This window comes from Ramlibacter sp. (assembly GCF_029866045.1).
Lineage (GTDB): Bacteria > Pseudomonadota > Gammaproteobacteria > Burkholderiales > Burkholderiaceae_C > Ramlibacter.
Genome location: NZ_JARXAB010000172.1, coordinates 8519 through 30647, shown reverse-complemented (window position 1 = coordinate 30647; position 22129 = coordinate 8519). Strand labels below are relative to the sequence as shown.

Annotated in this window: 1 protein-coding gene; it reads left to right on the top strand. The window is 64.3% G+C overall.

All coding sequences use genetic code 11. The annotated features are described in order from the left end of the window. Positions 1 to 97: 97 nt before the first annotated feature. Positions 98 to 21934, top strand: a complete 21837-nt coding sequence (locus tag QE494_RS16975; RefSeq protein ID WP_300045305.1) for a Calx-beta domain-containing protein — start codon at positions 98 to 100, stop codon at positions 21932 to 21934. The last annotated feature ends 195 nt before the right edge of the window (positions 21935 to 22129 follow it).

Genomic DNA, 22129 nt, shown 5'->3' with positions numbered 1-22129 from the left:
GCCTTGTCGATGCCCGCCCCACACGCCGTAACGCCTCGCGTGCGAGCAAAGCATCCCGTCGAGTCTGGTCGTGAGTAGACCAGCGGAGCCGAAGAATATGGAAAAGAAACCCGCCCTCCCAACGACCGAGCGCTTCAGCGTCGAGCCCCAGGGCGCCGGCGCGTCGGGACTCTCGGAGCAGTCGATGCAGCTGCTGGACCAACTGGTCTCCCTGCTGCGCGCTGAGGGGGGTGAACAGAATCTGGAACTGGCCAGCACCCTCGAGGCGGGTGGCTGGGCGGCCTTGTCCGAGACGCGCATTCAGCTGCTGATGCAGCAACTGCGGGCCATGCCGCATGCCGGCGATCACCTGCTGGCGCAGGCCGGTGGGGGCGTCCTGAACGATGGGAGAACGCCTCCCGCTGGCGTCACCCTCCCGGGACTTCGCGACACTGGCGACGCGGCACCCGCCCGGCCTGCGCTGGAGTCGGACAACGCGCCGGCAACGCCCGCTCCGAGAGGCCCTGACCGCAGCTTTGGCGACCAGATCCTCGACCAGCTCGCGGCGGGCAGCGTGCAGTCGGTCACCAACCCGACGCAGATCGGCGCGCAGTCGCCCGTCTCTGTGCCGGCCAATCCTTCGGCGTCCGCTACCAATGCCGACGCCAACGCGCCGACCATGGGCGCGTCCATCGTGGCGGCCCTGGGCAGCGGTGCGGTGCCCGTGGTCTCAGGAAGCACGGAAACCCAGGCCAGTGCTGGCGGTGCCGTGCCGGCCACCCCGCCCGCCACGCCCCCGACCCAGGCGCCCGGCAACGCGGCAGCGCAAGCTGCGTCCGGCACCTTGCCTGCACCCGGGTCTGCACCCGCGCCCGGGCCCTCGTCCATGGCCTCGGGCCCGGCCGATGGCGGGTCGGGCGGCATGCCTGGGTCCGCCTCCGGCAACACGGTGAGCCGGATGCCGGCCACCAGCAGCCTGGGTACGGGCGCCCCGGTGGTGAACGCGAGCTTCATCACCCCCTTTGTCGAGCAGAAGGTGAGCGCGACGGGTTCGCTCTTGTCGGAGGCTGCCGTCCCCGGATCGACCGACGCCTCGAACACCAAGAACAGCACCTCCTTCGTGCGGCCCACCACGGCCGAGGTCGGCTCCAACGTGCTGCCGATCGCCAACGCACAGGCGCGCGAGCAATCGGCCCCGCTGGCCCCGCCGGCCCCGCCAGAGGCCCCCAATCCCTTCGGCAGCGCGACCTTCGTCTTGGGCAATACCGAAGCCGAGGGCGCTGGGCCGCTGGGCCCGAAAGAGTTCTACGAGGGCACCTCTTCGCTAGGCGCCACCCTGATTCCGCTGGTCATCACCCGGGTCAATCCGATGATGCCGGACTCGCTTCCCTTTGAAATTCGCGGCATTTCCGCGAACGATCTGCAGGGCATCGTGGACGCCGCTGGCGTAGCCATCACCCTCACCGAGTCTGCCGACGGCGTGCTCCGCGGCTTCGCGCAATTCGCTGGCGGGCAAAAGACGCAGACCCTGACCCTGAAGGTCGCGCAGGACGCCGCGCCGGAAGACGACGAGCAGCTCGCGGTCACCCTCTTTGACGGCACCTTTGTCCGGATGCCTGGTGGCCAGCAGCAGATCGAGGTCGTCATCGTCGACGACGACAGCCCGGTCTGGCTCGACCCGAAGGTCACGATCACCAGCGGGCGCTACGCCCTGAACGGCGATGGCATTGCGGTGCTGATCGAGGACACCGGTGAAGACCCGCGGTTGGCGCTCGATGACGAGGGCGACCCGATCCTCGACGACAACGGCAACCCGACGCTCATTGAGGGTAGCTCGGCCGCCTCGGGTGCGGCCCGTGAGCTCATCTTCACGGTGTATCGCGAGGACACCACCCTGGCCAAGGTCGCCAGCTACACCCTGCAGGGCATTGCGTCGTCCGATCTGGCCTGGGGCTCGCTCTCCTCCGGTGTCAGATTTGAGGTGGGCCAGGAGGTGGCCTATGTTCACGTCTATCTGAAGCAGGACGCTCGCTGGGACGCAGACACCACCCTTGCCCTCCAGCTCAAGTACCAACCGGCCCAGCCGGATCCCGACCGGCCCACACGCACCGGCATCGAGCTGCTCGACGACGACGGCTGGACCTACTCGCTCGACACCGCCAACGTCGGCGCCTTTGAAGGCAATCCGGTCACAGGCGGTAACGAAAACAGGAACAACTGGACCTCGGTTGTCTTCACCATCAAACGCGATCCCAGGATGGAAGGCGCCGCCCTGGACAGCGACAGCGTGTCCTGGGAAGTCTCCTTCGCCGACGGCACGGTCAACGCGGCCGACATCCGTGAAACCCGCGGCACGGTCGACTTTGCAGCAGGCGAAACCGAGAAGCCCTTGGTGGTTTATGTCCGCAAGGACCCGACCATCGAACCGTCTGAGCTGCTGACCGTCAAGCTCACAGGTACCACGACGGCTGCGCCACTCTCGCGCATCGACCCGACCAAGGCCAGCGAGACGATGACCATCATCAATGACGACCCCACGGTTGGCATTGACCTAGAAGCCGATGGCACCGCCAACGTGGTGTTCGAGGGCAACGAGATTGTCTTCGTGGTTCGCCGCGCCACCGGCCTGGACTACACGGGCCCCAACGGCGGGCCCCTGGTCATTGACTGGACCCTGGTGCCCAAGAGCCTGGGCGACACCAGCCTGCCATCTGCGGGCAACCGCTCCGGCAGCGTGGACTTCTACCCGGGCGAGACCGAGAAGATCATCCGGGTCAGGACCCAGAACGACGAACTGGTCAACGGCGACCAGCGCTATTACCTGGCCATCACCTGTGAAGACCCGAAGGTGCAGATCGCAGGCTCGGTCATCGAGGGCCTGGTGATGTCCAACGACGTGGACATCAGCGTCACCAGTATCGAGGCCCTTGGCTTGGATGACGCCGGCCTGGCCACTTACACCGCCACCATCACCCGCACGGGCGCCCTGGGCTTTGCCCACAGTGTCACCTGGGACCTTTACGGCGTGGGCGAGAACCCGGCTCGCACGGAAGACTTCCGCATGCCTGCCGATGGCGCTCGCGTCATTTCGTTCGCAGCGCAGAGTGACAGCTCCGTGGAGAGCGACACCCAGACCATCACCTTCAAGGCCCTGCCGGGCATGATCGTGGACGGCGCGCGCGGCTTCGAGGTCAAGTTGACCGACCGCGTCGGTGACGACGTGCTCCTGGGCACGTCCGCTGCACGCGGCACCATCATCCCCAACGGGGTGAGCGTGAGCGTGGTCGCGGTCCAGTCCAGCCTGCTCGAGGGCTCCAGCGAGGCTACGGACAACGCTCACCAGTTCAGGGTGACCCTGTCTGACGAGGCGTTAGGCGACGTCAAGGTGAACTGGAAGGTCATTCCCTACACCACCAACGCCGCGGACTCGGTGATCAACGCCGAGCGCTCCGACTTTGGCGGCACCTATCCCAGTGGCAGCGTCACCATCGCAGAGGGCGATCTGGAGAGCGCCCTCATCAGCGTGCTCCCTTCCTGGGACAACGAGGTCGAGGCCAACCAGCGCTTCTACGTCCAGATCGAGCTGGACGCGACTTCGGCCAGTCTGGGTGGCGTGGCGGTCGACCGCGCGCTGGGCGTCATCGTCAACGACGATGCCTTGGTGGGCTTTGCCAGCGCCGACATGACCTTCAACGGCGACGAAGGTGCGGCAGATGCCCAGGGCTCTGTGCAGGCTACCGTCACCCGCACCGGCTTTGCCCGCTCCAACGTGACAGTGAACTGGCACGTGGAGCTGATTGGCAGCGGCATTCCCGCAGAAGACCGCGCAGCACTGGACGATTTTTTCGAGGGACTGCCCAGTGGGTATGTCGAGATGGTGTCTGGCCAGACGGCCGTCACCATCGACATTCCGGTCAATGGCGACAACCGGCTGGAAAACAGCGAGAAGTTCCGCATCGTGCTCGACTCCGTCACTGGAGGCGCACAACTGTTGGAGGCCAACCGCGTGGCCACGGGCCGCGTCGTCAATGATGATGCTGTCATCTTCATGGTCCAGGGCAGCCAGACCGAACTGGAGGGCCAGGGCGGCACCCGGATCCTCGAGGTGCTTGTGCAACGCGAGACGGCCGGGGCCCGACTGCCCAGCGCCAGCTTCCAGTGGGAGGTGGCCCTGCCCAGCAGTGCCGAGAGCCTGGCGACCACGGCCGACTTCTCTGGTAACCGTCTCCCCAGAGGGGCCGGTCTGTTCCAGGCGGGGGAAACCACCGCCAAGATCCAGATCACGCTCACCGCCGACAACCTGGTGGAGGGCGACGACAGCTTCGTGGTCAACCTGACCGGCACCAACGCGAACCAGCACATGCTGTCGGCCGATCCGGCGCTGCTGACCACTTTGGTCACCCTCGGCAACGACGACGACGTGGTGAGCTTCGACCCCGCCGCTTCGAACCTCAGCCAGGTGGTACTCGAAGACGGCGCTGGTCACCTGGGCCAGGAACTGGTTTACACCCTCACGCGCACCGGCTTTGTCGACAAGGAAACCGCGGTTAACTGGAGCCTGAACCTGGGCAGTGGTGCCAACCCGGCCAGCCCGAGCGACTTCCTTGACAGCAGGGGCTTCGCCTACGCCGACCGGGACAGCTTCGGCATCCCTACCGCCGTGGGCGGCACGGCCACATTCGCCAGCGGCAGCGACACGGCCGAAATCCGCATCCGTGTCAATCCGGACATCGTGCTTGAGGAAAGCGAGAGCTTCACCCTCGCGCTCGCCAGCACAGACCTGGCGGCCAATGGCAGCACACTGGCCAGCAGCAACACCAGCGCGAGCGGCCAGCTGACCAACGACGACCTGCGCGTCACCGCGACCCTGGACCGCCTGACGCAGGCCGAGGACGACGTCGGCCAGAGCACCACCTTTACCTACACCCTGACCCGTTCGGGCGCCATTGAACAAGACACCGACATTCACTGGGTGGTTCAGGGCAGCCGCATCGTCCTCGACCCCGATGGCGCCAACCCCCGCACCCTGGCGACCCGGCTGAGCGACGAGGAGATCACCAGCGTCCAGGAGGGCGACCTGAGCTGGTCTTCTACCGACGGCGTGGGCGCGACCCGGACGATCACCGTGATCGTCGCTGGCGATGCCGCGGTCGAGGCCAACGAGGCCTTCGAGCTGGTGGTCACCAACAACCCCAATGGCTACCAGGCCGACGTTTCGGGGGCCAATGGCATTCAGGGCGCGGTGATCGACAACGACGCCATTGTCTCGATCGAGGCCTACGCCGCCTCGATGTCCGAAGGCTCGGAAGGCCAGACCCGAAGCATCACCTTCAAGGTCACCCGCAGCGGCGACCTGTCGCAGGCCATCACCGTGGCTCTCAATGTCACCGGCACCACCTCGGCCACCGGCCCGCCCTCCGTCACCTTGCCGGCGGGCGATCAAGAAGCCGTCACGCTGACCTTTGCGGACGGGCGCACCGAAACCTACACCCTGCGCGGCGACAAGCAGACGGTGGATGTCGCCTACACCATTGCGGGTGACAACCTGCTCGAGACCGGTGAGAAGCTGCAGGTGGCACTTGGCACCATCAGCGGCGTGGCGGCTGGCCACAACGTCACCATCGCCAGCGGCAAGGGCAGCGCCACCACGCTGCTCACCAACGACGACATCCGCATCTACACCACGGTGCAGACCGTGGCCGCTCCGGGCAGCGGCAATCCGACCGACACGGTATTCAACGCGGTGACCCAGCGCTACGAGCGGCTGGAGGGATGGAGCGCAGACAGCCCTGGCGATCCGCACAACACCGTCACCTACACCCTGAGCCGCGACGGCGATAGCTCCCTGCGCGCGATCGAGCTGAGCTGGCGTGTCCTGCCCAGCGGCACCTTTGTGGTGGACGCCGAAGACTTTGGCATCGGCCAGGACCGGATCGGCAATGACGGCCTGCCCTCGGGCCGCGTCACCTTTGCCGAGGGCGCGACCACCGCCAGCGCGCCGATTGTGATCACCCTCTCGGGTGACCAGTCGGTGGAACCCAGCGAGGGCATGGCCCTGCGGTTGACAAGCAGCGACGCCAACGTGGAGTTCGACCCGATCACCGAAGACAGGGTCTACCTCAAGGCCGACGACTCGGGCTTCAGCGTTGTGTCCCGTGGCACCAAGGTCGATGACGGCGTCGGGCTCTTCCACCGGGAGGTGGATGAGGGCAATGACCCCAGTGCAAAGCGTTATGTCGAGTTTGATCTGTCGGGTATTGGTGTCGCTGGCACCAAGCACTGGAAAGTCTCTGGCGCCACCGCCGCAGACTTCGTCGATGGCACGGCCCTCACCGGCAGCTTCACCTACGACGACCTCAACCCTTCGACGCTGGTGCGCCTCGAGCTGCGCCAGGATTCGCTCGTAAACGTCGATGTCGAGGCGACTCTCACGCTCTACAACGACGCCGTCTTTAGCAGCCCGATCACCGATCTGGCCAGCCGCACCGTTCGCGACAGCGTCACCATCATTGACGAGGACGCGCAGGTCAGCATCCGGGCGACCACCATCAACCTGACCAGTGGCGCCGTCTGGGAGGGCAATGACGCCAACCTGGATTCGGTCGCGACCACGTCGACCGCGACCAACCGGCTCAATGGCACCGACGAATACCTCGAACTGAGATTCGAGGTCGACCGCGGAGACAACGTCAAACAGGTCTCGACCGTGCCCTGGTCGGTCGCCCTCACCGCCAACAGCCTCAATGCGGCGGATTTTTGGGACCTGCCGACGACCGAGACGGCCTCAGGCTGGTACGACGCCGCCACCCACACGGTGCAGGGGTGGGTGGAGTTTCCGGCGCTGCTGGATGATGGGGAGAACAGCGACGAGGCGCAGACCCAGACCATCACGCTGCGTGTCGTCCGCGACTGGCTGGAAGAAGGCAATGAGACGGTGCAGGTGGTGCTGGGCACGCCCAGTGCCGGTACCTCCCTGACGGGTGGCAGCCAGAGCGCCCAGACCGTCATCAAGAACGACGATGCCACGGTGCAGTTCACCAGCAACTACATGGTCAACGGCGGCGCGCCCGTGACGCATGACGAGGGCAACGGCAATATCTCTGGCACGCCCGCCACGACCAGCTTCACCTTCAGCCTGACGCGCACCGGCTACACCGACCAGACCTCGACGGTCTACTGGGACCTCGATCGCGAAGACATCAATATCTTCGACTTCTATCCGCTCGCGCCCAGCGTCAACTACGGCATGCCCACCGGAGAGGTGGTCTTTGCCTTCGGCGAGACCACCAAGTCCATCACGGTAGATGTTGTACCGGACGACTTCACCCAGGTCTGGTGGCCCTACACCTACCCGACGACCCCTCAGCAGTTGGAGGGCGACGAGACCTTCACCGTCGAACTGCACAACGGAAGCTGGCAACCCGCCAGCTATGGGCAGGTGCTCGTGACTTCGCCCGGCACCGCTGTGGTGGGGCGGCCGGAGGCGCAGGCCATCATCGTCAACGACGATGTGCAGATCCAGATCACCAACGTGCGCACCAACCTGCCCGAAGGCACCGGCCCGAGCACCGAGGCGGGCCGGGTCGGCGACGTGAACCCGGCGCTGGACGGTGTGCAGCGTTACATCGAGCATTCGATCACCTTCGAGCGCCAGGGCGACCCGCGCCAGGCGGTCTCCTTCAGCTGGCAGATCGACCTGGGCACCAACGAGCTCATGGACTCGAACGGCGCGGTGGTGGTCAACGGCATGCCGGGCATTGGCGCCAACGGCGAGTACGACATCGCAACCGGTGCCGACATCAGCGTTGCTTCCAGCCTGGTGGTGACCGCTGGCGCGGTGACCGGCACCATTTTTTGGGCGGCCGGCGAGACGGGTTCCAAGACCATCATCTTCCGCCCGGAAGGCGATGACACTGTCGAGGACAACATCGGCTTCGTGCTGTACACCACGGCCAACAGCCCGCTCATCGACGAGTTCACCAGCAGCACCGGCGACACCACGGTGGTGAACAGCCCGATCAATGACAGCAAGGCGCTGGCGCGCTTCAACATCTTCCGCGACGAAGCCAAAGTCTGGGTGAGCAACGAGATCGTCAGCCAGTACGTCCCATCGGACAGCATCCAGGCCTCGATGTCGCAGACGTACCGCGCCTTCGACAACTATCCCTACGACACATGGTGGAATGTCGACTACAACTACAGCGGCAATCCCACTGACCCCAACAACACCTTCGAAGGTTCGTTGGGCACCGCTGCGGCGGGCAGCGACTACGCCGCCACCTCGCGGTCGCTCACCTTCAGCGAGGCCGCCCGCACGCAGACGGTGCAAGTGGCCATCACCAACGACAGCACCTACGAGACCTCCGAAGCCCTCGGCCTGTTCCTCTCGGGCGCCCAGCGCGGCTCGATCGGCGACAGCCAGAGCACTATCACCCTGGCGGACAACGACTCGTCCGTGCAAGGCCATTGGCTCAAGGTGTTTGGCAACACGGGTATCGAGGGCGTTGACGCCAGCGCAGACTTCCGGGTGGACCTGGGCCAGGCCCTGACGCAGGACACCCGCTTTACCTTCGAGTTCAACCAATCCGGCGACACCGCTGCGCAGACCAACGACGAAGATGGCGAAGGCGACTACAGCCGCTATTTTGAATACAGTACCGACGGCGGTTTGAGCTGGCAGACCAACGCGCCGGTCTACCAATTCGACTATGTCCGTGACGGCAGCAGCCTGTTGGCTGATCACGCCACCCTGGTCTACGAACTCGACAACACCTTCGGCTCTGGCTGGGACAACTGGCTGGACTTTGGCGACTTGAAGCAAGACGCGGGCTACCGCGTGGGCGAGGTCTCCTACGGCAAGAGTCGCGGAGGCGCCTCCGATCTTTACAACATCGTCGTCGGCGGTTGTTGCGACGCCTGGTTCGACGGCAACGGAAATGGCCTGCGCGACGCGGTGGAGGCAGATGCCTACGACTTTGAAGAAGATGAACCGCTGTTCGACATCGCGGACGGCAGCTACACCATCACCTTCATGAGCCTTCCGGGCGAGGATTTGAACCTGGACGGCTTCGGCGCAGATGACCGGATCCGCATCGATATGGCCGCGATGCGGTCCCATCCCGAATGGGATGAATGGTTCGGCAACCGTGCCTACCGCTTGGGCAGCATCCAGACCAAAGATGATTGGAGCCGGTCTGGCGGCCGGACGGGCTCGAGCACCTGGGAACAGCGCCTGACGGGTTTCGATTCGTGCGTCGCCGTGAACCTTCGGTCCGATTATTGGGACACCAACACACACGACAACCGCGTGTGGGTGGTCGCGGAGACCTCCGACGGCGACTGTAGCTGCACCCGAATTGTCCGCTTTGATAGCAACACGGACATCGAGGGTCAGTGGCACCGTGATGTCGCTGGCGCATTTGAGCAAGTCTCATTCGTCAATTACCAGAGCGATGGTGGCCAGGACAATACCGAGTCCTACACGGTCTGGATTCCGGTCCGCGCCGATGTGACGCTTGACCCGGACGCCCTTGGCGTTCGCATTGACGGCAGCGGTGGCGAGATGACGGGCGCCATTGGCGGCGTGCTGTCCCTGGACGACGAATCCGACGAGGCCCTGGCCCTGCGCGAGGAATTCTTGGCCTGGTGGGACCAGGCCTTCAACGAAGAGGGCTCGAACGTCGATGACGTGCTTGCCTACTTTGCCCAGTTTGCCGCCCGCCTGAGCGACGCGCCCCAGGCGCAGTTCGTCAAGGTCGACATCGAGTGGGACGGCTTCGGCGTCCTGTCCTGGAGCGTCGACGGCCTCGACGCCGCCGACGTGCTGGCACCGCAGGACGACAGTGTCTTTTCCGCCCTGCAATTGCTGCAGGATGTGACGGTTGCGGCGGGTAACAGCCGTGTCGATGCCGACATTGAGCTCGCCGCGACGGCGGCCCTCTGCGAGGTGAACACCGGCATCTCTGCGGTCGACGCACTGGAGCCCGAGGTCTATCGCCCCGCTTTTGAGGTGTTGACCGACCAGACCGACGACCAAAACGTGCGCACCGTGACCATGGTGGTCACCCGGCCCGCCGGCCTGGGGGCGGACGCAGTCTCCTACACCGCCAACTTCCCCGAGACGCTGACCGCCGAGCACCTGCTTGAAGGCTCTGCCGCGATCAGCGGCGTGGTGCAATTTGCCGCCGGCCAAACCCGGGCGGAACTTACCTTTATCTTTGATGCCGAGGTGGTGACGCCTCTGCCCGAGCCCATCCCCCATGACATTCGGGTGATCGTCGACCACAACCCCAACACCGACGTGGTGGGGGCCTACATCGACACCGACCGCGACGGCGTGCTTGACGCCTCTGAGGCGGTGAGCGCCAACCTGGCCTTTAGCAGCCGGGGCAACGATCTGGTGGACCTGGCGACCAACCGGGTCACCATCCGCTTCAATGACCTCCCCGATGCACCCCTCGACTTCGTGGGCTTTGGCGCCGACGACCGCATCGAGCTCAACACCGACGAGATGGCCCGCAACGGCTGGTTGATGGGTTTCGACGGCTACGAGCGCACCCGGGAATTCGGCGGCGACACGGCATCCCACTTGGATTGCGACGCCGCCAGCAGCGAGTTGTCGCAGGAGGGGCGTACGGTCTGGGGGCAGAACTACAGCTGGACCCTGTATGCCAGTCGCCCTTCGGTCGCCGACTGCGAAATGGCCTACCTCGAGTTTCAGGGGTGCAATACGGATGGCAGCCCCCGCGACTGCACCAGCCGAACTGTGCGTATGGCCGAGTTCGGCTCTTCCCGCAGGCTCAACCCCATCATCGACGGCACCCACGCCCTGTTTGACCGGGTGAGCTTTGTCCAGAACCCCACGATCCATGTGGTGGTCGACAGCGAAGGCGCGTATGTGGACGACAACGCCGACGGCGTGCACCAGGAAGCGGAAACGACGCTGGCCTTTGATGCCGAAGGCCAGGACCTGATCGGCATCCGATTTGCACCGGTGGTTCTGCGCTTCGCGGATACGCCCGATACACCGCTGAACCTTCAGGGCTTTGGCTATGACGACCGCATCGAACTCGATGTGGCGGCGTTCAAGGCCAATGGCTGGAACGTCGGAACGGGCGAGATCGTGGACGAACAGCGAACCAGCGAGGGCTGGTACGACTGCGCTGGTTGCGCCGACCTCGAGACATCTCGTGGGATATCCGTCCGAAGCAGCCAAGGGGACCCCTTCAGCTTCAATGTCGGGGCCGCTGTGCTGGGTCGCTACAGTACCGTTGAAGCCAACACCATCGGCGTGTTCACGGAAGACGAATTTGGAGTGCTGGCGACTTTCGGCAAAGGCACGGACGGGGAGGTGCTTGCCAGCCCAATCGTCGGCAAGGGTGCACTGCTCAGCCGAGTGAGTTTCGTGAACGTCCAGCCGGATGCTCCGGCCGCGCGGGATATCTCCGTCATCATCGACCAGTACGTCGACGCCAACACCGGCATCCAGCAGGCGGGCGCCTTCATCGACCTGGACAAGGACGGTGTGCTCGACGCCAACGAGATCAGCGTCGCCAACCGGGCTTTTGACAGTGAGGGCTTGGCCCTGATCGACCTCGCCGCCAACCGGGTCACCCTGCGGATGAACGACCTGTTCGGCCGCGTGGATGGTGAGGAGGGCAGCGACCCCAGCGATACCGTGGTGGCGCTCAACCTCTCCGGCTTTGGTCTCGACGACCGGATCGAGATCAATGTCAACGCCATGGCGCGCAACGGCTGGTCCATGGAGGGCTATCTCAACTACACGAGCCAGGATATTGGCAGTGACAACTCGAATTGCTTCTATTCGGACTTCAGCGGCTCTCACTGCGCCAACGGCACCACCGGCCAATGGTTCAGCATTCGGGCATGGCGCGACGCACGCTCCGCCGGTTATAGCGACTACCACCAACAAGGGCCTGCCGCCGGCCTCAACTTGTCACTGTCTCGAAGCGACGGCGCAACCTACTTCTGCGATGACTTCGCGGTCCTCAATGCCGACAACCGCCTGATCGATGGTCAGGGCACGCTGATTTCGCTGATTTCCCTGGTGCGCGACCCGTTGGTCCATTTGGTGGTCGAGTATTCAGGCGTCTACTTCGACCTCGATGCCGACGGTAACCTCGACAGGAACGAGGCCGCCGAAAGCAACCGTGCCAACGCCGAGAACGGCCTGGACATGGACCACCAGACCGTGGTGGTCAAGTTCAACGACTTTCCGGACGACCTTCTCGACCTGCGCGGGTTCGGCCACGACGACCGGATTGAATTCGACCTGTCGGCCCTGGCTGACCATGGGTATCGGGTGCCCTCCAACGGTAGGGTGGAAAACCTACGCGCCAATTCTTACGGGAATAGCCAGAGTTGGGACGACGGTAGCAACGAAGGGTCCAGGATTTGGCGCGACCAGTACAGCCGGCAGAGGCTGGGCTCCGACTTGCAGTTGGAAGCCCACTACACAAAGTACGCCAGGCATTACGCCTGCACTCAGGAGGGGAGGGACGTCGAGTCCACGCGTGCCAGAACGCAGCTGAATATGTTTACCAACGACGGGGGTTACTACTCCCTGGCAGTCCTGGGCCAGTTCCGTCGGCGCGATCACCAGGGCGGCTCTGCTTTCTACTGTGAAACGGGTGACGCGAACCACGTCGCGGACCTTGGCGGCAGCCTCCTGGCCCGCGTGAGCTTTGTCCGCAGCGACTTCACCCAGGTGCTCGTCAACCATGACGGCGGCTGGGTCGACCTCGACCAGGACGGCGTGCTGGACGTCTCGGAGATGACGGATGCCAACCAGGCCTTCGACTTCTCGGTGAGCGAGGGTCAGAGCAATGCCGTCATCGATCTGGGCGACGACCGCACGGTCATCCGCTTCCTCGATATTCCGGCCCAGGTTCTGGACCTCTCCGGCTTCGGCGAGGATGACCGCATCGAGATCGACCGCACCAGCCTGGGCCTGGCCGGCCTGCGCGGAGCGTCGGCATACAGCAGTTGCTCGGACCAGTGGTCTTGCGATTCGGATGCGTACGCCACCAATGCCGCGTGCGTGAGCAACGGCAGCGGCTCGGGTATCACGGTCAAGGCTGAAATGGACCACTGCTCGTGCAGCAGCGGCCCCGCCAACGACACCAACTCCTTGTGGCTGGAAACCCGTAACAGCTCGGGTGGCGCCCATTTCAAGTTGGGCGACTTCGGCGACAACACGCGCGCTGTCCACCCGGGCAATATGGTCAGCTTCGTCACCTCCACCATCCATGTGGTGGTGGACGCGAGCGGCGCTTTCCTCGACACAAACGCCAATGGCGCCATCGACGAGAACGAGTTCGCCTACGCCTTCGACCCCGGCACCGGCGAGCCGACCATCAATCTGGATCTGAACACCGTCGAGATCCGCTTCAAGGGCGTGCCCGGCACGCCGTTGAAGCTCGATGGCTTCGGTGAAGACGACCGCATCCTCATTGAACGCGCAGGCTTCCACGCCCAGGGCTGGGAGGGCGCCGATGCGAGAGAAAGTTTCACTTTCAGCACTGAGTCGCTCGTGGTCAAGGGCTTTGGCACCGGTCCCGGGGAGCGCTTCGGGCCGTTCGGGACTTCGGGCTTTGGCGTGGTCAACTGCCAGTCCGGTTGCGGGCTGAGTGCAATCGCGATTTCTTTGGGGATGGACATGGAGTCGGAGGAGGGCTTTCGCCCCCGTCTCGAGCCGTTGGTGGACCCGAGTGTCCAGCTCGATTTCAACCAGATCGCCTTCGTCGCGCCGTCCTACGCCCTGATCGAAGGTTTCCTGGGCGATGCGCTCACACTGGAGCAACGCGGCACCTTCAGCGGCGGTTCGAAGACGAGCTCGGACACGATCACCGTGGGCGAGGGCGCTGACCAGATTCTGGTTCGCCTGCCCCTGGTCAACGACAACATTGACGAGACCAGCGAAAAGGTCACCTTGGCTGTCACCGCCGAAACGGGCGGCGACAGCTTCTCGGTGCCCGAGGCCAGCGGCTCGGCGCGGATCGTGGACGACGACAGCCCGGTGATCACCCGAGCTTTCAGCACGGTCTACGACCGGCAGATGGTGCAGCACTACCTGGTGCAGTCCCTGGACGTCAACAACCGCTCCGGCGCACAGGATGGCCAGAACAACGGCGCTGTACGCGTCGACTACAACGACTATTTCTCCTATACCTACGCCTGTGACGAGGGCGCGGCCCAGCCTTTCCAGGTCACGGTCACCAGCCGGGGCCAGTGGGAAATCGTCCTGCTCGGCGACGACTACTACGACGGCACCAGCCAGGCGAACCTGCTCACCACACATAACTCCAGCCTGGCCTTCCGGCCGATGAAGGGCAGTGAGGTGCTGTCTGGCGGCGTGGCGACTGGCGCCTTCTCGTATGTGATCGATGTGCCTGCGGGCACCCGACAGATCCTGATGCGTTCTGCCATCCAGGACTTCAGCACTTTGAGCACGGCCGAGCGCACGGCATTGGTCGATGGCTTCGGCTTCTCGTCCGAGGTTACCCATGTGGACCCGATCCTGGTGGTCCGCGAGACGGTGGTCGACGAAGGCGATGGCACCGCCAGTGTGCAGGTCGTGGCCGTCGGCGGCGACTTCAACAACGGCAGCCCTTCGCAGACCGCCACCGTCAATGTGAGCACTGCGGACGGCCAGTGGGAAGACCGGCAGTTCCTGGTGGTGCGCGAGCTGGCCAGCGCCGGCCCGATGACGATCCAGTGGGCGGTTCAGTCCGATGTGTCCACGCTGATGGATGGCCGGGGCTGGAGCAATTACGTGAGCGGCTATTACGGCCAAAACAGCATCGATGTCACCCAGTCGGATGATTTCATTTTGCTGGGTGGCCAGACCGCTGGCACCAATGGCTTGCCTCAGGGTTCGGTGACCTTCGCCGACGGTCAGAAGGAAGCCTGGGTGACGGTGCGCGTGCGTACCGACAACGTGGGCGAGGAGCGCGAGGACTTCCGCGTGGTCCTGACCTCGACGCCGGCAGGTACCACCTACGACCCCAATCCGCAGCGCTCTTACGCCTTCGGTCAAGCCGGCAGCGCTGGCTATGCCACCATTGCCAACGATGACCAGCTCTTCGTCATCCAGGGGCTGGTGATGAACGAGGGCCAGAACAGCCGCGTCGAGGGCGACGATGCACTCCAGCAGTCCAGCTACCGTGGCTTGGCGCTCGAGGGGCTGCCCGCGGGGCTGACGGCTCCCACCGGCTACACCCTGCACCAGTTCATCATCCACCGTGAGGGGGACTACCGCGCGGCGGCCTCGGTGGACTGGGTGGTGCGTGTCAACGGCATCGACGGGGCGGGCGGTTTCATCGAGACCACCGACCCGACCCAGGCGGCCGGCGCGCACAGGGCCGAGACGGCCGACTTCCTGCTGTACCAGGGCGATGCGACAGACGCCGCGTACGACGGCGCCTATGGCTTGCTCTGGAATGCCCCGGACGGGGACGTGCTGCTGTCCAAGGGCAAGACCGTGACCTTCGCGGCTGGTGAGAAAGAGAAGGTTGTCACCATCGCGGTGGCCAATGACCTGTTGGCCGAAGACGCGGAGAGTTTTACCGTCCAACTGACCCACCCGCAGGCTCTGCCCGGCAACGAGGGCAACCCGGGGGTGAGCGCGCTGCGCGGCCAGGCCGACTTCCTGATCGGCGACAACGACGGCACCACGGTGCGTGTCGACCTGTCCTGGGTAGCAAACAAGGCGGGCTTGTCCAGCCTGGTCAATGCCAAGGGCAATGCGCTCGCAAATGGTCTGGACGACGCCGGCAATGTGGACAAAGCCCTCTACGAGGGCACCTCGAGCGACTGGCTCACCAACGGCGACAACGACTACACCAACGACAACACCGACAACGACCGGCGTCTGGTGCTCACCTTCACCCGCAGTAGCGCGGATGCGACCGCCAGCCAGGCCTTCTTTGAGATCCTGTTGGGTCAGGACAACCAAGGCTCCAACACCTTTGTCTACATGCAGGCGGAGGGCTCCACAGGCAATTCGGTGTACGCGCCCCAGCACTCTGCGCTTTGGCGTGGCTCGGTGAACTTTGCCGAGGGTGAGACAACCGCGACGGTGGTGATCCGGATTCCCGACGACAACATCATCGAGAGCAACCGTGATGTCACGGTCACCCTGTTCGATACCGAACATCTGCCGGACTCCGTGGGGGTGACCGAGTGGGACATCAATGCGGGCGAGAACCTGCAGGACAAGGCGGATATCGGCTTCGCCAACGACGCGCTGACCCGGGACCTGGCCGACTGGAACTCCACCCGCCGCGACCCGGACGCCTACACCGCCACCGCCACGGTGGTGGACGATGATGTACGCCTGTGGCTGGACCAGACCGGAATGGGCGGCCGCGCGCCACACAACATCTTCCGCTCGGGCTACTGGTACGACGTGGACGTCGGCGACGACTTCGTCGGATGCACGGGCACGGACTACACGAGCTATGACCGGACCCCCAACCTCTGGGAGCTGGATGGTGATCCGGCCTTCAATCCGGCCACCAACACGGATCCGGCCTATGGTGACGCCGCCAGCCAGGTCTTCGTGAGCGGTGTGACCGGCGATGTGGCCTTGACCTTCGCCCGTGCCGGCCAGCAAACCGGCAAGATCGTGCTGAACTGGGAAGTGGTTCTGGGCGTCGGCTACACCGCCGACACCTCCGACTTCAACCCGGTCTATTGGAATGCGGTCGAGGGCAAGTTCATGGGCACGCTGGAGCTGCCCGAGGCCAGCCGCTTCAATACCACCAATGACCTCCAGGTCAGCATTCCCAATTTGTTCGTCCCGGAGCGTGTGGTCGAGGACAACGAGACCTTCGACCTGAAGTTTTCGGTGGCCAGCATTGACAACGCCCCGGTCCGGTCGGGGTCAGTCGACGGCTCCAACGTGCTGTTTACGCCGGATTGGAATCGCGAGCCGGACGGCAGCTACCGCGCAGATCGCAACCTGGCCGGCTGGGACACGATGACCGCGCAAGTCGTCATCCGCAACGACGACGTGAGCTACGGCATCGAGTGGACAGCCAACAGCCGCAATGGCGACGCCACATTCGTGGGCAATGTGGCCAAGGTGGTAGAGGGCGACGACGGCAATACCTACTTGGAGTTCCAGGTCACCCGGGACTTGGGTGACACGGATGCGAGTGCCTACAAGAACGCGTCCTCTGTGGGCTGGCGTGTGGTGGGTACCGGACTCAACCTGGCCACAGTCAGCGAGTCGGATTTCCTGGCCGCCTCGGGAACGGTGGCCTTTTCAGGCTGGCAGTGGAGGGACCATGAAACTGCCTACGCCCCTCAGGCGGTCACTAACTACTTCGCCGACGGCAACATCACCGACGCCACGCCAGACAAGATCCGCACCGTGCGCGTTGAAATCCGCCCTGACCTGTTGGTCGAGTACGGCGAGCGTTTCAAGATCGAGCTGTACAACCCCTCGGTGGGCTACGTCGATCCGGCGGCCAAGGAAGTGAGCGCTGTCATCGTCAACGACGACACCGGCCTGATCGTCAACGACTTCAACGTGACCGAGGGCGACTCGGGGGTGGCCCAGGTGCAGGTCACGCTGCTGCGCGTGGGCGACCTCAACGACCCTTCCGAGGCAGACTGGTCCAAGTTCAACCTGGACACCCAAGCCAACGACTTCGGTACCGGGGCCACCCGGGGCGCTCTCAACATGGACTCGAGCTCCGGCACGATCGAGCATGCGATGGTGGAAGGCTTTGGCGTCGAGTCACACACCTTGACCCTTCCGTTTGCCGCCTCCGGCGATGCGGGGGTCGAGTCGGACGAGAATTTCCGGGTCAAGTTCAACCGGGTCTACGGCATTGACCAACTGCTCTTTGGTGACTCAGCCGACAAGGACGACGGGGACCCCATCGACGATTCAGTGGCCGCGCTGCAAAACGCGAGCTTCGCCTTGACCTCGGGTCTCAACGCCGGCCAGTCCGTGGCGACCCTGCAAAACGACGACACCATCTTCTCGGTGGCCGAGGCCAACGTGAAGGTGACGGAGAACTCTGGCGGTAGCTTTAGCTTCACCATCACCCGCTCGGTGTCTGTGCCTCAGGACCAGACGGTGACTTGGTCGGTCCTCGACCAGGGCGGCCGCTATCTGGTGAGTGGTAACGACTTCGTGGGCGGCGTCCTGCCGACCGGCACGGTGACCTTCAAGCCCGGCGAGCTGAGCAAGGTCATCACCGTCCCGTTCAGCCCGAACCCCGACAACGGGGCCGAAGCCGACGAGATGTTCACCGTCGAGGTGACGTCGCTCGGCGCAGGCGCCGAGAACGACACCTTCGTGACCTCAGGCGCAGGCGCCAGGGGCGTGATCGTGAACGACGATGGCGCGATTTTCGTGAGCGACAGCAAGGCGATCACCCAGAAGGAGGGGACCGACCTCGATGGCGCGCTCGTAGAAGGCGACTATTCCTACTACGAGTTTGACGTGGTGCGCGCAGGGCCTTACTCCGGCGCATCGACGGTGGACTGGGCGCTGGTGCTTGACGGCACCGCCAGCGCGAGCGACTTCACTGGCCCGACCCGCGGCAGCCTCTCCTTCAGTGCGAACGGCACGCAGACCGTCCGGATCAAGATGGTTCCCGATGCGGTCATGGAGGGTACGGACACCTTCCACATTCAGCTGAGCAACTCGTCGGCTGGCGTATCCATCGTCAACGCCACAGGCAATGACGGTCCGCTCGAAATCGGCAAGATCGGTGACGACGACTACTCACTGACCGTGGCCCAGGAAGTTCCCCAGGAGGGGGATGACCCTGTCGTGGAGACGGACGGCCGCACGACCATCGCCTTCACCATCACCCGTGTGGGTTCGATCGAAATGGCGACCTCTTGCGAGTGGACGCTGTCCTTCCCGACCGGTAGCCTGGCTGCCTCGGTGGCTGACTTCCGCGACATCAGCGATGCGGATGCCAATGACGGGGTGATTTCCGGCAGTTTCGTGTTCCCCGCAGGCCTGGACACCTACACCATCAACGTGCCGGTGCAGGGCGACACCCAGTGGGAGGGTGATGAGCCCTTCACCCTGACCCTGGACTACGACGTGGGGACCAGCACCGAGCGCAGCACCACCGCCTCGGGCGTGATCACCAACGACGACGAGGGCTTCTCGATTCGTCCGATCACCTCGGCCTCGGAGGGCGACGGTCTCATCACCTTCAAGGTGGTCCGCCAGGGTGACCTCAGTGGTTCGTCCTCGGTCACCTGGACTCTCACGGGAGGCGACACCGACCCGGTGAGCCTCACCGGCGCAGGCAACGACTTCGGCAGCGCGCTGACCGGCAGTGTGAGCTTCGACGGCACCGAGCAGCCCGTGCAGGGCGACGACGGTCAGTACTACGTGGAGAAGACGGTTACCGTCAACGTGGGCAACGACAGCACCTATGAACGCGATGAGCAGTTTGTGGTCACCCTGTCCAGCCCGAGCGAGGGCGGTTCCCTGCGCCAGGATGCCAAGGCCCAGACAGGCACATTACTCAATGACGACCTGGCCTACTGGATGGCCGTGGACAAGACCGAGGTGCTCGAGGGCGACGCCGGTGGTTCGCTGGCCCTCGTGACCTTCACGCTGCACCGCACCGGCAGTGCGTCGACTCTGGCGAGCTCCTCCAATGTCAATTGGGCCCTGAGCCTGGTGAGTGGAGACGCGACCGCCTTGCAGGCGGCCGACGTGATCGTCGGCGGGCAGAGTGCACTCAGCGGCCGGACCACCTTCGATGCAGGCTCGACCGAGAAGACCCTGACCCTCCAGTTCGTGGCCGACGGCATCCGGGAACTTGACAGCGTGGTGCGCATGACCCTGTCGGGAACCGGCTCCTTCTTGCAGGGCGAGGTGCTGGGCACCCGTGCCACCGTTGACATCACCCTCAATGACGACGACGACCAGCTCACCGTGACGGCCGGCCAGGGAGCCACCTTGGCGGCCGAGGCGCCGTTTGAGGGCAACCCCAACGTCGACGGCAACACCGCGAACGACTTCACCTCCTACTTCTTCAACGTGAACCGGGTGGGCTCGACCCTGGGCGCCGCGACGGTGTCCTGGACGGTCAGCACCGCCAGCGGCTATAGCGTGAACCAGGACGACATCGACAGCGTGTGGATCGACGGTGTGAGGGTCACCGACGCGAACTTGACCGACAGCGTCTTTGGCACCAGCACGATCACCTTCGCAGACGGTGATGATGATGTGCGCGAGATCGAGGTGCGCATCAAGCAGGACCGCCGCGGCGAGTACGACGAGGGCTTTACCGTCACCTTGTCCAACCCGAGCTTTGGCAGCACCCTGCCGACGCCGTCGGTCACCCAGGTGGTGCCCAACGACGACCCGATCCTGACCCTGTCCATGGACGTCACCGCAGTCAACGAGGGCAACGAGGAGGACGACCGCGCGGCTGTCTTCCGCATCACCCGCGGGGGCGACAGCAGCGTCATCTCGTCGGTGGACTGGTTCGTCTCGACGGATGACGACACGGACGCGGCTGACGAAGCCGACTTCGGCGGCTTCCTGCCCAGCGGAACGGTCACCTTCCTCGAAGGCGAGACCACCAAACTGGTCACGGTGCTCACCCAGGGTGACAACGTGTTTGAGCTCGCCGAGCGCTTCAGCATCAACCTGGCCAATGCCCGCAACGCGGACATTCTGGGTGACACCAGTTTGGAGGCCGTACTGGTCAACGACGACGTGGGTCTGGTGCTGCGTGCCATCGACAGCGCTCTCAACGAGGGCGTGGATGGCGGAGAGACCGCCTTCCGCTTCGGCCTGCGCGCCGAGGGCTCCCCCACGGCTGCCCGCGGCACGGTGACCTGGCACGTGGAAGGCGTGGGCATGCACCCGACGAGCGCGGACGACTTCGTCGGCGAGGCGCTTCCCTCCGGGACGACCTCGATCAACTTCCGCAATGGCGTTGGCACCAGCACGATCACGGTCAACATTGCCGGCGACGACGTGTACGGCGCCTCCGAACAGTTCAAGGTGGTGATCGACAGCTTCGATGTCTTCGACGCACGCAACAACGCGCTGGGCGCCAGCATCGTGACGGGCGAGGCCACCGCAACCGCCCGTGACGATGATCTGCTCATTGGCCTGTCCCAAGCGACGGCGGTGGTGCTCGAGGGCGACTCTGGCACCACCGAGCTGCGCTTTTATGTGGATGCGATTTCGACCGGCGAGGGCAGTGCGGGCCTGAATCGAGTCGTGGTGGAATGGTCCTTGAGTGGCCTGGTCACCTCGGATGACTTCACTGCGATGTCGGGCGAGGGCAGCCTGACTTATGACTCGGTCTCGCGTCGCTACTACCTCCCCGTCCAGATCAAGGGGGACGCGGTGCCCGAGGCGGATGAGCGCTTCACCATGAAGCTGCTGTCTGCCCACAACGTCGACTCCGGCGGCAACGTCGAGATCGCCAAGGCAGGCAGCACGGCCGCGGGCGTCATCAAGGGCGACGATTTCGGGCTGTTCCTGGTCACGCCGACCGGCGCTCAGGGCGAGGACAGCGCGCGCTTTGTCTTCGAGGTGGTGCGGGACGGTCCGACCGACGAGTCGATGGACGTGCACGTGCGGATCGGTGTTCCCTACGATCTGACGGGAGACGGCGCGAGCGCCAATGACTTCCTGCTGCCTGAGGGCTTCTACATGGACCGCGACGGCTACATCGCGGGCGACCTGTCTTTCAATGCCGACCAGACGGTGGAGCGTTTCGTTCTGGAAGCCGTCCATGACCGCAAGCCCGAGAACAACGAGCGCTTCATGGTCGAGGCGAGGGTGACGGAGGTCGGCGGCGAGCCGCTCGATACCCCGGCGGTCTCGACCTTCGAGGGCACGCTGCTCACCGACGACGGCAATTCCGGTTTGCACTACCCGGACGCCCCGCTGCCGGAGATTCCGGATCCGGTTTACTCCTGAAGCGCTTCGCTTCCATAGAGAGATGGGCCGCCGGGCCCATCTCTCTTGGTTTCAGGCGGAGAGCCGATTGAAATGAACCGAATAACTATAAGTAGTTATTACACAAATAGTTACCAATTTGATTTGGGAATTTTTGGGTTCGGCAGAGCTTGCGACATAGCATTCATAAGTAATGCCTCATTTTCCCTGGCCGAT